This window comes from Pseudomonas sp. MNR3A, from assembly GCF_009650575.1.
Lineage (GTDB): Bacteria > Pseudomonadota > Gammaproteobacteria > Pseudomonadales > Pseudomonadaceae > Aquipseudomonas > Aquipseudomonas machongensis.
The window spans coordinates 313,951-328,312 of the sequence record NZ_VZZS01000008.1 but is presented as its reverse complement, the minus strand read 5'-3'; the positions used below and the strand labels follow the sequence as shown (position 1 = coordinate 328,312).

Below are 14,362 nucleotides of genomic sequence, written 5' to 3'. Positions count from 1 at the left end.
GCCGGGCGATGCACGCCATACCAGAGGAGGACACCACGTGAGCGCCGAAGAACCCCTGATCGCCGACCTGTTCGAGGTCGACAAACGCCTGACCCTCAAGCCCGTCGTGGACTTCAACACCTACCTGCGCAACGCCTTTGGCGACGGCGCCTGTCGCTGTCATCGCTGCGTCGAGCTGAACGGCGACGAGACCAGCTACAGCCACCGCCACACCTTCGAGTTCGATGGCCGCCCGATGCACCGCCGCTTCGCCAACACCGCAGGCAGCGATGTGCTGCAAGCCTTGAAAAAAGCCTGGCTGTCATACACCAAGAACGACCTGCCTCTGCTCGGCCAGCTCGATCTGAACACCCTGCGCACTTTCACCGAAACGAACCTGCATGAGCGGCTGCTGGCCCTGCTCCCGGCCAGCGGCCTGGCGCGCGAGGTCGATGGCACTTGGATACTGCAAGCCCAGGCCGACTGACAGCCCGGCGGCGCAGCAGGATTCTCCCGGTCTGCTACCGTGGGAGAATCCTCACCTGCAGGTGACCTGCCATGGCCCGCACAACCCCCATCGAGCTGTACCGCAATATCGGCATCGTCGCCCACGTCGATGCCGGCAAGACCACCACAACGGAACGCATCCTGTTCTACACCGGGGTCAACCACAAGATGGGCGAGGTCCACGATGGCGCCGCGACCATGGACTGGATGGCCCAGGAGCAAGAGCGCGGCATCACCATCACCTCGGCGGCGACCACGGCGTTCTGGCAAGGCTCGACCAAGCAGTTCGCCGACAAGTACCGTTTCAACATCATCGATACGCCCGGCCACGTCGACTTCACCATCGAGGTGGAGCGCTCGCTGCGCGTGCTCGATGGCGCGGTGGTGGTGTTCAGCGGCGCCGACGGGGTCGAACCGCAGTCCGAGACGGTGTGGCGCCAGGCCAACAAGTACCACGTGCCACGCTTGGCCTACATCAACAAGATGGATCGCCAGGGGGCAGACTTCCTGCGCGTGGTGAAGCAGATCGACCAGCGTCTGGGCCACCACCCGGTGCCCATCCAGCTGGCCATCGGCAGCGAAGAAAACTTCATCGGCCAGATCGACCTGGTGAAGATGAAGGCCATCTACTGGAACGACGCCGACCAGGGCACCAGCTACCGCGAAGAACCGATTCCCGCCGAACTGCAGGCCCTGGCCGACGAATGGCGCGCGCACATGGTCGAGGCCGCGGCCGAAGCCAATGACGAACTGACCCTTAAGTTTCTTGAAGGAGAAGAACTGAGCATCGACGAGATCAAGGCCGCCCTGCGCCAACGCACCATCGCCAACGAGATCGTACCGACCATCCTTGGCTCCTCGTTCAAGAACAAGGGCGTGCCACTGATGCTGGACGCTGTGATCGACTACCTCCCCGCCCCCAGCGAAATCCCTGCAATCAAGGGCACCGACCCGGACGACGAGGAAAAGCACCTCGAGCGCCATGCCGACGACAAGGAACCGTTCTCCGCACTCGCCTTCAAGATCGCCACCGACCCCTTCGTCGGCACCCTGACCTTCGCTCGCGTCTACTCCGGCGTACTCAGTTCCGGCAATGCGGTGCTCAACTCGGTCAAGGGCAAGAAGGAACGCATCGGCCGCATGGTCCAGATGCACGCCAACCAGCGCGCCGAAATCAAAGACGTGTGCGCGGGCGACATCGCCGCGCTGATCGGCATGAAGGACGTGACCACCGGCGACACCCTGTGCGACATCGACAAGCCGATCATCCTCGAGCGCATGGACTTCCCGGACCCGGTGATCTCGGTCGCGGTCGAGCCGAAAACCAAGGCCGACCAGGAGAAGATGGGGATCGCCCTGAGCAAGCTCGCCCAGGAAGACCCCTCGTTCCGCGTGCGCACCGACGAAGAGACCGGGCAGACCATCATCTCGGGCATGGGCGAGCTGCACCTGGACATCATCGTCGACCGCATGCGCCGGGAGTTCAACGTCGAAGCCAACATTGGCAAACCACAGGTCGCCTACCGCGAAAAAATCCGCAACACCTGCGAGATCGAAGGCCGCTTCGTCCGACAGTCTGGCGGACGCGGTCAGTATGGCCATTGCTGGATCCGCTTCGCCCCGGGCGACGAAGGCAAGGAAGGCCTGGAGTTCATCAATGAGATCGTCGGCGGCGTGGTGCCACGCGAGTACATCCCGGCGATCCAGAAAGGCATCGAGGAACAGATGAAGAACGGCGTGCTCGCCGGGTATCCGCTGATCAACCTCAAGGCCGCAGTGTTCGACGGCTCCTACCACGACGTCGACTCCAACGAAATGGCCTACAAGATCGCCGCATCCATGGCGACCAAGCAGCTGTCTCAAAAAGGCGGCGCGGTGTTGCTGGAGCCGGTGATGAAGGTCGAGGTGGTAACGCCCGAGGAGTACCAGGGCGACATTCTGGGCGACCTGAGCCGTCGCCGCGGGATGATCCAGGATGGTGACGAGACGCCCGCCGGCAAGGTGATTCGCGCCGAGGTGCCGTTGGGCGAGATGTTCGGCTACGCCACCTCGATGCGCTCGATGACCCAAGGCCGGGCCAGCTTCTCAATGGAGTTCACGCGCTATGCAGAGGCGCCGGCGAGTATCGCCGATGGCATCGTGAAGAAGAACCGGGGGGAATAGCCCAGGCGAGCTCATCGCGGGGTCCCGATTGCCCCGCGATGGCGTCGGCCCCGCCGACTCGGAACCTCAATGCTGCTCGCCTGCCCGCCGCAACAGCTTCTTGCACCGCTCCGACAGATGCACCACGCGCAGGTGCTTGCCCGCGCGGGAATACCGCTCGCGCAGGGTCTTCAACGCGGCGATCGCCGAGTAGTCGACGAAGCTCAGGTGCTTGCAGTCCAGCGTCACGCTCTGCGGATCCTGCGCCGGATCGAACTGCTCGAGAAACGGTGTGGTCGAGGCAAAGAACAAGGTGCCATGCACCTGGTAAATCTTGCCGCCCTGGCCATCCTCGTGGCTATCGGCATACAGCTCACGAGCATGCTGCCAGGCGAAGTTGATGGCCGCGATGACGATCCCGAACAGCACCGCGGCGGCCAGGTCCGTCAGTACCGTGACCACCGTCACGGCAATGATCGCCAACACATCGCTTTTCGGCACCTTGTGCAGTACTCGCAGCGACGCCCAGGCGAAGGTCTGCTGCGCCACGACGAACATCACCCCGACCAGTGCCGCCAGCGGAATACGCTCGATCAGCGGCGACAGGAACAACACGAACAGCAGGATCATCACCCCCGCCACCACGCCCGACAACCGACCGCGGCCATTGGAGCTGAGGTTGATCACGGTCTGGCCGATCATCGCGCAGCCGCCCATGCCACCGCACAGCCCCGACACCATGTTGGCCGCGCCCAGCGCCACACATTCACGATCAGGGAAACCGCGGCTCTCGGTAATCTCATCGGTGAGATTGAGGGTCAGCAGGGTTTCCAGCAGACCGACCATGGCCATCACCAGCGCATAGGGGGCGATGATCTTCAGCGTCTCAAGGTTCCAGGGCACCTCCGGCCAGGCCAGTTGCGGCAGGCCGCCGGCGATGTGCGCCATGTCGCCGAGGGTGCGGGTCGGCAGCTCGAGCAGGTAGACCAGCAGGCCCACACCGACAATCGCCACCAGCGCTGGCGGCACCGCGCGGGTCAGCTTCGGCAGTACGTAGACCACCAGCATCGTCAGGGCTACCAGGCCGACCATCAGCAGCAGCGGCTTCCCGCCGAGCCAGTGTTCGCCGTCCTTGAAATGCTCGAGCTGGGCCATGGCGATGACGATGGCCAGGCCATTGACGAAGCCAAGCATCACCGGGTAAGGCACCAGACGCACCAGCTTGCCAAGGCGCAGCACGCCGAACAGGATCATCACGATCCCGCCAAGCAGCACCGTGGCCAGCAGATACTGGGCACCGTGCTGCACGACCAGGGCGACGATCACCACCGCCATCGACCCGGCGGCGCCGGAGATCATCCCTGGGCGACCGCCGAACAACGCGGTCAGCGTGCAAATGATGAAGGCACCGTAGAGCCCCATCAGCGGATTGAGGTGCGCCACCAGGGCGAAGGCGATGCACTCGGGCACCAGGGCGAAGGAAGTGGTCAGGCCAGCGAGGACGTCGGCGCGAAGTCGGGCGGGTTTCATGTAGATCCTGTGAAGTGTCCAGTCTGGGCGACAGCGCGCGGGTGCACTGGGTGACCCCAATCACACGAGCGGAAGCAAAATCGAGGGGCGCGATGTTACGGAATTTGTCTGACAGCGGCCACCGCCGCTCTGCTCAGCGCACACGCTCCCGGCTCTGCACCGCGAGATCCAGCGCGCGCTGCATGTCCAGCCGTGCCGAGCGGCCCAGGTCCGGGTCATTGAGACGACCATTGCGCTCCGACGGCAGGATCGGCGCAGTCAGGTCCTCGGCATCCATCGCCTCGAAGTCCTGTTCAGAGCCCATGGTCAGGGCACTGCGGCGCAGCAACATACGCACCTGCTCGGGCGTAAGCTGCGGATTGATCGACAACATCGCCGCCACCGTCGAGGCCACCAATGGCGTTGCATAGGACGTACCGCAGTGCGGCTTGCCAGCATCGGCAGGTTGCAGGCAGGCTGCTGCACTGACATCCACACGCATGTCGACGTTGGAGCTGCGGCGCTTGACCACATGTTGCGGATCGTCAACCGCGGTGTCGCGCTCGCTGCGTTGATGCCCGCCCACCACCAGCAATTGCTCGGTCACGAACGACGATGGCAAACGGTATTCATCGGTGCCAGACCATGACGAGCCATTGCCCGCGGAATTGACCACCACCACATCCGGGTGCTCGCTGCGCAGCCACAGGAAGAATTCCTCGAGCAACTCCTCGTAGCCACTCATGGCCAACCCCGAGCGCACCAGCGAATCGACCTCGTCGCCCTCCACGCTTCTGGCGCCGACGCGGTGGATACCCCAACTCCAGTTGAGCACCCGTACGCCGTCCTCGACCAGGTTGACCGACGCGGCGATGTTGGCGGTGATACCTGCATCCGAGTTGCGCTCGACGATCACCTCGAACCCGGGGCTGGCCTTGCCCAGGCCGCTGAGAAAGCCACCTGCCACCCCCTCCCCATGCCCGGCCAGGATACCGGCGACGTGGCTGCCGTGGCTCTGCGCACGTGCGCCGTCGCGGCCATAAAGGCAGGCCTGTCTTGGCCCGCAGGCGCCGCGATAAGCCTGAAAGGGCGCAGCGTCGAAATCCAGCTCGCGCTCGATCACGCCCACACGTATCGGCTGTACAGGCACGTTCGAGGCCGGGACCCGGCGCTGGTAGTAGTACAGGGCATCCGTGAAACGATTGGCCGCCCACTCGTCGGCCTGGTCGATGACCGTAGCCTTGCCGCCCTCGCCTTCCTCACCTCGCTCCGGCGCCGACTCTTCGACGATCACCGCGTCCACGCTGAGCTCGCTGCCCATGCGCAGGATCATCGCATCGCGTTGTACAAGATCACGTACCGGCAGGCGCAGTTGGTAGACGTTCAACGGCGGGATCGCCCCCACCACCTGCGCACCATATTTGTCGGCGATACGTTGCGCCTCCTCGCGCCCGTTGTGCTTTTCCTCGATCAGCAGGCTGACCAGGTCGAGGTAGGTGGTCAGGCCGTCCATGTTCCTGGCCACCTCGTGCGGGCCTGCGGCGACCACATGGCTGCGCTGGCGAGTGAGCCAGACCGGATTGCTTTTCTGCCCGCCGACCTGCAGCCACAAAGGAGCGCTCGGACCGGGCTGGTCGAGCGTGAACTCGAGCCTGTCGCCCTCGCGCAGCACGGCACTGGCAGGCAAGGCCCGGTCGCCCAGCCACACCTGTGGAGCCTGGTGCTCCAGACCTTGCGCGCGCAGGCACCAGTGCTGCGAGGCCTCGGACAGCAAATCGCCGCAGCGCTGCAACTGCTGGATGCGCGGTTCGGCGATGGCACTCTGTCCAAGAACAAGCAACAACAAAGGTAGGTAGCGCTTCATGCTGAGGGTCTGCCGTGGTCTTTTTGCTGCGACCCCAGCGCTCAGGCGATGGTTCAGCTGTTGACGATAGCCCGCGAAAGCTCCGTAGCCGCACTGCAAATTTCAAATCCCTGTGATCCAGACACGGCACAATGCTGGCAAATTTGCCATCATGTCTATTCAACCTGCGGAGACCACCAACATGCCGCTACGCCCCCTTGTCACCGCCCTGCTGCTGGCGGCCAGCCTCACCGCGCAGGCGGCCACCGAAGTCGTGCCGCTGCAGCACCGCAGCAGCGCCGAGCTGTTGCCGACCGCCCAGTCCTTTCTTGGAAAGGACGGAACCGTCAGCGCCTTCGAGAACAAATTGATCGTCAATGCCAGCCCGGAACGCATCGACGACCTGCGCGCCTTGCTACAGCAGTTGGACACTGCGCCCAAACGCCTGCTGATCAGCGTCGACAACAACGACAGCAACTACCAGGACAACCGCGGCAACGCCCGGGTCATCCAGTACGGCACCAGCAACCGCGAAGGCGGCCTGCAGCAGATCCAGGCCAGCGAAGGCCAGCCGGCGCTGATCCAGATCGGCCAGAGCATCCCCATCACCAGCACCTCGACCGATGGTTATGGACGCATCCAGAGCGACACCCAATACCGCAATGTGACCCAGGGTTTCTACGTCACGCCGAGCGTCAGCGGTGAAACGGTTCGTCTGCAAATCAGCACCAATAATGATCGAATGAGCCAGGAACGCCAGGATGTAGTGAAGGTGCAGAGTACCGACACAACTGTCTCTGGAAGGCTCGGCGAGTGGATCACCCTGGCGGGGTACAACCAGCAGAGTCAGGCCGACAATAGTCCTTCGGCCCTTACTTACAGCACCCAGCGCGGTGAAAACATGACGCTACGCGTCAAAGTCGACCTTCTCGACTGATCCCAGGCCGTTCAAGGCCTCGACCAAGGGCCTTGAAACTGACTACAGAGTCGCATTAGACCAAAGATGTAGTAAGCCAAAAAAAGCACTACAAAACATTTGACAGGCTCTTTTCGCCAAGGGCATGATGGCCTCGCTCCCGCTAATCAGGGGCCCTGGCAAGGGCCTTCGGGACGCCCTCCCGACACCCCTGGAGGCGTCCTGTGTCTATACGGCCCACAAGGCGGTTCGACGGGATTGCGACTGCAACGAAGAAGTTGTCCCGAGGGACGGAAGCGCATCACCGCAGAACCGGCAATCGACGTCGCACCGCAGCAAGGCATCCACGAGCCAACCTGCTGGGGACACTTTCGCCTGAACTGCACCCCCTTCCCCTTCGAGCCTTCCCCGTTCGCCGCCGCACTCCCCCGGACAGGACAGCCGCCAAGCCTCTGATTCCGCGCCCTGAGCATCCGCACAACTACACTCAAGATCGATGCGACGAGGTTTATTTCCATGGCACTGACACGCGAACAGCAAATTGCAGCCCTCGAGAAAGACTGGGCCGAAAACCCGCGCTGGAAAGGCGTGACCCGTACCTACACCGCCGCCGATGTCGTTCGCCTGCGTGGCTCCCTGCAGCCAGAGCACACTTTTGCTCGTCAAGGCGCAGAAAAACTGTGGAAGCTGGTCACCCAAGGTGCCCACCCGTCCTTCCGGCCCGAAAAAGATTTCGTCAACTGCATGGGCGCCCTCACCGGCGGCCAGGCCGTGCAGCAGGTAAAAGCCGGCATTCAGGCCATCTACCTGTCCGGCTGGCAGGTAGCCGCCGACAACAACTCGGCAGAGTCCATGTACCCTGACCAGTCGCTGTACCCGGTCGACTCGGTACCGACCGTGGTCAAGCGCATCAACAACGCCTTCCGCCGCGCCGACCAGATCCAGTGGAAAGCTGGCAAGAACCCGGGCGACGATGGCTACATCGACTACTTCGCACCGATCGTGGCTGACGCCGAAGCCGGTTTCGGCGGCGTGCTGAACGCCTACGAGCTGATGAAGAACATGATCGAGGCAGGCGCCGCTGGCGTGCACTTCGAAGACCAGCTGGCCTCGGTGAAAAAATGCGGCCACATGGGCGGCAAGGTACTGGTACCAACCCAGGAAGCCGTACAGAAGCTGGTGGCCGCGCGTCTGGCCGCTGACGTTGCGGGCGTACCGACCATCATCCTCGCTCGCACTGACGCCAACGCTGCCGACCTGCTGACCAGCGACTGCGACCCTTACGACCAGCCGTTCGTGATCGGCGAGCGTACCCGTGAAGGCTTCTACAAGGTACGTGCCGGCCTCGACCAGGCCATCGCCCGCGGCCTGGCCTACGCCCCGTACGCCGACCTGATCTGGTGTGAAACCGCCAAGCCGGACCTGGACGAAGCCCGTCGCTTCGCCGAAGCGATCAAGAAGGAGTACCCGGACCAACTGCTGTCGTACAACTGCTCGCCATCCTTCAACTGGAAGAAGAACCTGGACGATGCCACCATCGCCAAGTTCCAGCGCGAACTGTCGGCGATGGGCTACAAGCACCAGTTCATTACCCTGGCCGGCATCCACAACATGTGGCACGGCATGTTCAACCTGGCGCACGACTACGCCCGCAACGACATGACCGCCTACGTGAAACTGCAGGAGCAGGAATTCGCCGACGCCAGCAAGGGCTACACCTTCGTGGCGCACCAGCAGGAAGTGGGCACCGGCTATTTCGACGACATGACCACCGTGATCCAGGGTGGCGCTTCGTCGGTGACGGCACTGACCGGTTCGACCGAGGAAGAGCAGTTCCACTGATAGTGGATTGCTGACAGAGGCCCGGGGCTTGAGAAAGCCCCGGGCTTTCTTTTGCCTGCTGCCCCACCACTGCCTGCCCCTGCAGGCGCCTGATGTCCTGACGACGAGGCAAACCCCGAGATCAGGTCTATGCTTGAGGCAGCACAGCAAGCAAGGACTGCCACATGCCTCGTCCAAGCCAACGCCTGGATGCCCCCTATATAAAGAAGCACAGCCCGTACCCGGCTTGCTCGATTGCGCTTCCTTGCCATTGCCGCCCGCCCCCGCCGCCCCGTCATTCGCCGAAACATTGACCCAGAGCGGTACACGAAAACGCTGCAACTGCTAGAACGAGAGTTTTTCTCATTTGCAAGTGACAAGATTGCGAATTGAACTAGACAGGTATCAGATGGCTCGGCAAACAGCGGCTCAGCCAAATGATATTAATTATCATTATTAAATTGAAGACTCGTTACGCCAACCAAGAAACATAATTAACAAATCTGATTGGAATGCCCGAAAATCAAGGCTTTCAGCGATTTACGAAAGATTTTTGTTCTTAATCCTACGAATAATTTTGCACTGGAAATTTTACTTGCCGTGGGTTTACCCATAAAATCAGCGCGATTGATTCAGCTGCGACATTTGGTCACTGCATCAGCGACACCGCGTCGCCGCTCTACTTATTTCAGACTGCAGAGCTGGGTCTCTGTATAAGGATTTCAAGCATGTCCGATTCGGCAGGACTCATCGCCCACAACTGGGGCTTTGCCATCTTCCTCCTGGGTGTCGTCGGCCTGTGTGCCTTCATGCTCGGCCTGTCCAGCCTGCTCGGCAGCAAGGCCTGGGGCCGCGCCAAGAACGAACCCTTCGAATCCGGCATGCTGCCCGTTGGCAGCGCCCGCCTGCGCCTGTCCGCCAAATTCTATCTGGTCGCGATGCTGTTCGTGATCTTCGATATCGAAGCCCTCTTTCTCTTTGCATGGTCTGTGTCCGTCCGCGAAAGCGGCTGGACCGGATTCGTCGAAGCTCTCGTTTTCATAGCAATTCTGTTGGCAGGTCTTGTCTACCTATGGCGCGTCGGTGCTCTTGATTGGGCTCCCGAAGGTCGCCGCAAGCGGCAAGCGAAGCTGAAACAATGAGGCTTTGGCAATGCAATACAATCTCACCAGAATCGATCCGGATGCGCCCAACGAGCAGTACCCGGTAGGTGATCGGGAAACCGTCACCGACCAACTGCTCGAAGACCAGGTCCACAAGAACATCTACATGGGGAAACTCGAAGATGTGCTGCGTGGCGCGGTCAACTGGGGTCGCAAGAACTCCCTCTGGCCGTACAACTTCGGCCTCTCCTGCTGCTACGTGGAAATGACCACGGCCTTCACGGCACCCCACGACATCGCCCGCTTCGGCGCCGAAGTCATCCGGGCCTCGCCGCGCCAGGCCGACTTCATGGTCATCGCCGGTACCTGCTTCGTCAAAATGGCGCCGATCATCCAGCGCCTCTACGAGCAGATGCTCGAGCCCAAGTGGGTCATCTCCATGGGTTCGTGCGCCAACTCCGGTGGCATGTACGACATCTACTCGGTCGTTCAGGGGGTCGACAAGTTCCTCCCCGTGGACGTCTATGTGCCTGGCTGCCCGCCGCGCCCCGAGGCTTTCCTGCAAGGTTTGATGCTGTTGCAGGAATCGATCGGCCAAGAACGACGCCCGCTCTCCTGGGTGGTTGGTGATCAAGGTATTTATCGTGCCGAGATGCCTGCCCAGAAAGACCTGCGTCGTGAACAGCGCATTGCGGTAACCAATCTGCGCAGCCCCGACGAAGTCTGATCCAGCGACCTGCCGCCCGCTCCCCAAGGAGCCGGCGGCCTGGCTTCATTCTCAACGTTGACCCAAAGCGACCGAGACCATGACAGCGGACACCGCTATTTTCATTCCGCCCTACAAGGCTGACGACCAAGATGTGGTCGTCGAACTGAACAACCGCTTTGGCGCCGAAGCATTCGTCGCCCAGGAAACCCGCACCGGCATGCCCGTACTGTGGGTCAAACGCGCCCAGCTCAAGGAAGTGCTCAGCTTCCTGCGTGGCGTGGCCAAGCCCTACAGCATGCTGTACGACCTGCATGGCGTCGACGAGCGCCTGCGCACCCAGCGCCGCGGCCTGCCTGCCGCCGACTTCAGCGTGTTCTACCACCTGTTGTCGGTCGAGCGTAACAGCGACGTGATGATCAAGGTATCGCTCAGCGAAGGCGACCTGAACCTGCCGACCGTGACCGGTATCTGGCCGAACGCCAACTGGTACGAACGCGAAGTCTGGGACATGTTCGGCATCGACTTTGCCGGCCACCCGCACCTCAGCCGGATCATGATGCCGCCGACCTGGGAAGGTCACCCGCTGCGCAAGGACTACCCTGCCCGCGCCACCGAATTCGATCCCTACAGCCTCACGCTCGCCAAGCAGCAGCTTGAAGAGGAATCGGCGCGCTTCAACCCCGAGGCCTGGGGCATGAAACGCCAGGGCGCCAACGAGGACTACATGTTCCTCAACCTCGGCCCCAACCACCCTTCTGCCCACGGTGCCTTCCGTATCGTCCTGCAGTTGGACGGCGAAGAGATCGTCGACTGCGTCCCGGACATCGGCTACCACCACCGTGGTGCCGAGAAGATGGCCGAGCGTCAGTCCTGGCACAGCTTCATCCCCTATACCGACCGTATCGACTACCTCGGTGGGGTAATGAACAACCTGCCGTACGTCCTCGCGGTCGAGAAGCTGGCCGGTATCCAGGTGCCGCAGAAAGTCGACGTGATTCGCATCATGCTCGCCGAGTTCTTCCGGATCACCAGCCACCTGCTGTTCCTGGGTACCTACATCCAGGACGTCGGCGCCATGACCCCGGTGTTCTTCACCTTCACCGACCGCCAGCGCGCCTACACCGTGATCGAGGCGATCACCGGTTTCCGTCTGCACCCGGCCTGGTACCGCATCGGCGGCGTTGCCCACGACCTGCCACGCGGCTGGGACAAGCTGGTCAAGGATTTCGTCGAATGGCTGCCCAAGCGCCTGGACGAATACACCAAGGCCGCCTTGCAGAACAGCATCCTCAAGGGCCGTACCATCGGCGTTGCCGCATACAACACCAAGGAAGCGCTGGAGTGGGGTACCACCGGTGCCGGCCTGCGCGCCACCGGTTGCGACTTCGACCTGCGCAAAGCCCGTCCTTACTCCGGCTACGAGAACTTCGAGTTCGATGTACCGCTGGCCCACAACGGCGATGCCTATGATCGCTGCATGGTCCGTGTCGAGGAGATGCGCCAGAGTATCCGCATCATCGACCAGTGCCTGCGCAACATGCCGGAAGGCCCGTACAAGGCGGATCACCCGCTGACCACGCCGCCACCGAAAGAGCGCACCCTGCAGCACATCGAGACCCTGATCACCCACTTCCTGCAAGTCTCGTGGGGCCCGGTCATGCCGGCCAACGAGTCGTTCCAGATGATCGAGGCGACCAAGGGCATCAACAGTTACTACCTGACGAGCGATGGCGGCACCATGAGCTACCGCACCCGGATCCGTACCCCGAGCTACCCGCACCTGCAGCAGATCCCTTCGGTGATCAAGGGCAGCATGGTCGCGGACCTGATCGCGTACCTGGGCAGTATCGACTTCGTTATGGCTGACGTGGACCGCTAAGCATGAACAGCACGCTTATCCAAACCGACCGTTTCGCCCTGAGCGAAACCGAGCGCTCGGCCATCGAGCACGAGATGCACCACTACGAGGACCCGCGCGCGGCGTCCATCGAAGCCTTGAAAATCGTGCAGAAGGAACGCGGCTGGGTGCCGGACGGCGCCATCTACGCGATCGGCGAAGTGCTGGGCATCCCTGCCAGCGACGTCGAGGGCGTGGCCACCTTCTACAGCCAGATCTTCCGCCAGCCGGTCGGTCGCCACATCATTCGCGTGTGCGACAGCATGGTCTGCTACATCGGCGGCCATGAATCGGTCGTCAGCCAGATCCAGAGCGAACTGGGCATCGGCCTGGGCCAGACCACCGCCGATGGCCGCTTCACCCTGCTGCCGGTGTGCTGCCTGGGCAACTGCGACAAGGCCCCCGCGCTGATGATCGACGACGACACCTTTGGCGACGTGCAGCCTGCAGGCGTCTCCAAACTGCTGGAGGGTTACGTATGACCATCACTTCCTTCGGCCCGGCCAACCGCATCGCGCGCTCGGCTGAAACCCATCCGCTGACCTGGCGCCTGCGTGATGACGGCGAGCCGGTCTGGCTGGCCGAGTACGAGTCCAAGAACGGCTACGCCGCGGCCCGCAAGGCCCTGGCCGACATGTCCGCCGATGACATCGTGCAAAGCGTCAAGGACTCCGGCCTCAAGGGCCGCGGCGGCGCAGGCTTCCCCACGGGCGTGAAGTGGGGTCTGATGCCCAAAGACGAATCCATGAACATCCGCTACCTGCTGTGCAACGCGGATGAAATGGAGCCCAACACCTGGAAAGACCGCATGCTGATGGAGCAACAGCCCCATCTGCTGGTCGAGGGCATGCTGATCAGCGCCCGCGCGCTGAAGGCCTACCGTGGCTACATTTTCCTGCGCGGCGAGTACACCACGGCAGCGAAGAACCTCAACCGCGCCATCGATGAAGCCAAGGCCGCAGGCCTGCTGGGCAAGAACATCCTGGGCTCCGGTTTTGACTTCGAGCTGTTCGTGCACACCGGTGCCGGCCGCTACATCTGCGGTGAAGAAACGGCACTGATCAACTCGCTCGAAGGCCGCCGCGCCAACCCACGCTCCAAGCCGCCCTTCCCTGCCGCTGTCGGCGTGTGGGGCAAGCCGACCTGCGTGAACAACGTCGAAACCCTGTGCAACGTCCCGGCCATCGTCGCCAACGGCAACGACTGGTACAAGTCGCTGGCCCGTGAAGGCAGCGAAGACCATGGCACAAAACTGATGGGCTTCTCCGGCAAGGTGAAGAACCCGGGTCTGTGGGAACTGCCATTCGGCGTGACCGCCCGCGAGCTGTTCGAAGACTACGCCGGTGGCATGCGCGACGGCTTCAAGCTCAAGTGCTGGCAGCCAGGCGGTGCCGGTACCGGCTTCCTGCTGCCAGAACACCTGGATGCACAGATGTACGCCGGTGGTATCGCCAAGGTCGGCACCCGCATGGGTACGGGCCTGGCCATGGCGGTCGACGACAGCATCAACATGGTCTCGCTGCTGCGCAACATGGAAGAGTTCTTCGCCCGCGAGTCGTGCGGCTGGTGCACACCATGCCGTGACGGCCTGCCATGGAGCGTGAAGATGTTGCGCGCCCTGGAGAAAGGCCAAGGCCGCGCCGAAGACATCGAGACCCTGCTGGGTCTGGTCAACTTCCTCGGCCCAGGCCGCACCTTCTGTGCTCACGCACCGGGTGCCGTGGAGCCGCTGGGCAGTGCCATCAAATACTTCCGGTCCGAGTTCGAGGCCGGTGTCGCGCCCGCTAGCGCTGCCGACACCCTGCGCCCGAACCTGGCCAAGCCGATTGTGGTCGGCGCATAACAAGATGAATCGCGGGTGGTCCGTGCCACCCGCCAGCTTGCAGGCCGGCCCGAACGATTCGCGGCCGGCCGCAAGCTCACCGATTTCCATTAG

The 14,362-nt window shown here is 62.5% G+C and carries 11 protein-coding genes; 9 read left to right on the top strand and 2 right to left on the bottom strand.

Annotated elements, in window-relative coordinates; translation table 11 throughout:
* Positions 1–37 precede the first annotated feature (37 nt).
* Positions 38–466: a hypothetical protein gene (locus F6X62_RS06750; RefSeq protein WP_151923981.1), complete on the top strand. Its 429-nt coding sequence runs from the start codon at positions 38–40 to the stop codon at positions 464–466.
* 71 nt (positions 467–537) lie between these two features.
* The gene (gene fusA / locus F6X62_RS06745) at positions 538–2,649 is read left to right on the top strand and encodes an elongation factor G (protein ID WP_153773033.1); all 2,112 of its coding nucleotides are present in this window, start codon (positions 538–540) and stop codon (positions 2,647–2,649) included.
* A gap of 66 nt (positions 2,650–2,715) precedes the next feature.
* On the opposite strand, the gene F6X62_RS06740 is transcribed toward fusA, so the two are convergent.
* Together F6X62_RS06740 and F6X62_RS06735 are read right to left on the bottom strand one after the other, a co-directional pair.
* Positions 2,716–4,158, bottom strand: a complete 1,443-nt coding sequence (locus tag F6X62_RS06740; RefSeq protein ID WP_153773032.1) for a SulP family inorganic anion transporter — start codon at positions 4,156–4,158, stop codon at positions 2,716–2,718.
* Positions 4,159–4,291: 133 nt separating this feature from the next.
* Complete coding sequence (locus F6X62_RS06735) at positions 4,292–6,001, bottom strand: S8/S53 family peptidase (RefSeq protein WP_153773031.1); 1,710 nt, start codon at positions 5,999–6,001, stop codon at positions 4,292–4,294.
* Between the two features lie 181 nt (positions 6,002–6,182).
* Here F6X62_RS06735 and F6X62_RS06730 point away from each other — a divergent pair, with 181 nt between their 5' ends.
* The 7 genes from F6X62_RS06730 to nuoF all read left to right on the top strand — a co-directional run bounded on the left by F6X62_RS06730 (position 6,183) and on the right by nuoF (position 14,269).
* Complete coding sequence (locus F6X62_RS06730; RefSeq protein ID WP_153773030.1) at positions 6,183–6,917, top strand: secretin N-terminal domain-containing protein; 735 nt, start codon at positions 6,183–6,185, stop codon at positions 6,915–6,917.
* A 495-nt stretch (positions 6,918–7,412) separates the two neighbouring features.
* A complete protein-coding gene (aceA, locus tag F6X62_RS06725) occupies positions 7,413–8,738 on the top strand; it encodes an isocitrate lyase (RefSeq protein ID WP_054892704.1) in 1,326 nt (441 codons plus the stop codon).
* Positions 8,739–9,445: 707 nt separating this feature from the next.
* Positions 9,446–9,859, top strand: a complete 414-nt coding sequence (locus F6X62_RS06720; protein ID WP_003251427.1) for an NADH-quinone oxidoreductase subunit A — start codon at positions 9,446–9,448, stop codon at positions 9,857–9,859.
* 10 nt (positions 9,860–9,869) lie between these two features.
* A complete protein-coding gene (locus F6X62_RS06715; protein ID WP_029614113.1) occupies positions 9,870–10,547 on the top strand; it encodes an NADH-quinone oxidoreductase subunit B family protein in 678 nt (225 codons plus the stop codon).
* 79 nt (positions 10,548–10,626) lie between these two features.
* Positions 10,627–12,408, top strand: coding sequence for an NADH-quinone oxidoreductase subunit C/D (gene nuoC / locus F6X62_RS06710; RefSeq protein WP_153773029.1), 1,782 nt, complete (start codon positions 10,627–10,629; stop codon positions 12,406–12,408).
* Between the two features lie 2 nt (positions 12,409–12,410).
* The gene (nuoE, locus tag F6X62_RS06705; protein WP_012313767.1) at positions 12,411–12,908 is read left to right on the top strand and encodes an NADH-quinone oxidoreductase subunit NuoE; all 498 of its coding nucleotides are present in this window, start codon (positions 12,411–12,413) and stop codon (positions 12,906–12,908) included.
* On the top strand, positions 12,905–14,269 hold the full coding sequence (nuoF, locus tag F6X62_RS06700; protein ID WP_054892702.1) for an NADH-quinone oxidoreductase subunit NuoF: 1,365 nt from the start codon (positions 12,905–12,907) through the stop codon (positions 14,267–14,269). Before nuoE ends, nuoF begins: the two co-directional genes overlap by 4 nt.
* The last annotated feature ends 93 nt before the right edge of the window (positions 14,270–14,362 follow it).